Genomic DNA, 1027 nt, shown 5'->3' with positions numbered 1-1027 from the left:
CCCCGCCACACCAGCGGCAGGCCCACATGGCGGGAGGTGAAATCATTCAGACTGGCAAACAAGGCGGTGGCATCGGCCCGGTCGCGGGCACCACTCACCGCCACCTCCAGCGACCCGGCACCTGCCGCGGCAAGGCCCTTGATCCACTGGCAGGCGCCACGGGCACCGACACCGCTGGCTTCCACCACCAGCAGGCGACGGCCGGCGGCACGGGCGAAAGGCGTCAGGTTGCGGGCATCGCCCACGGTATGAATGGCGAGCAGATCGGCCCGCCGCTGCAGTTCCGAAATGCCGGCCTCAAGACGGGCGTGATGAGCATCATCGAGCAACGGCACGGCCTGAACGGCGGCAGCGGCAGGCACGACCCACAGCCCCTCCGCCACTTCACGCATGGTTTCGGTGACGTCCTGCTGGCCCTGCAGCGTGGCCAGCAGATCGCCGCCATCGGGATAGCCGAAAGCCGCCAGCAGCGAGCCGTGCTCCGGCGCGTGCTCGTCGATCACCACCACCCGGCGCGCGCCTTCGGTCAGGGCAGTGAGCGTCTGGATGGCGAGGGCTCGGGGCGAACGACCGGAGGCAAACAGCGCCACCACGGCCGACGGGGTACGACGGAACAAGCGGCGCAGGCCGGCAGCCTGATCGGAAGCGTGCAGCATTTCAGGTCTCCTGCCGGGCCGCCTCAAAGGCGGCCTGCGCCCCCCTGGGGGGCAGCGAACGAAGTGAGCGTAGGGGCTGTTGCATCTCAAGCACCTCCCCGCAGGCTGGTAACGCCCGACTGGCCGGCCGAGGCCATCATCAGGCCGGCTTCGAGGGGATCGAGACGAAAGGGCGAAGCGGCCGGCAGCTCACGCAGAGCCTGGCTCAGGATGGCATCCCGGTTCGGCAGGTGCAGATCCTCCGGAACCCGCTGACCGTTGGCCACGTAAAAGACTTCAACCTGGTGGCGAATCGCCACATCGAGTACCGGAGCGAGGGACATGGCTTCATCCATCTTGCTGAGAATCACGCCGGCCAGATCGTCGCCGGC

General features: G+C 68.4%; 1 protein-coding gene and 1 pseudogene. Both read right to left on the bottom strand.

Annotated features, from left to right (window positions below; translation table 11 throughout):
* Positions 1-656 (bottom strand): MinD/ParA family ATP-binding protein (locus ETQ85_RS25950; protein ID WP_187394886.1); only part of this gene is annotated, 656 nt, incomplete at its 3' end.
* Positions 657-742: 86 nt separating this feature from the next.
* Positions 743-1027: pseudogene (gene flhF, locus ETQ85_RS25945) on the bottom strand (flagellar biosynthesis protein FlhF); the annotation flags it as partial.

The organism is Zoogloea oleivorans (assembly GCF_008107625.1).
GTDB lineage: Bacteria > Pseudomonadota > Gammaproteobacteria > Burkholderiales > Rhodocyclaceae > Zoogloea > Zoogloea oleivorans.
Note: the sequence above shows the minus strand (reverse complement) of the source record. Positions and strands in the feature narration are given on the sequence as shown.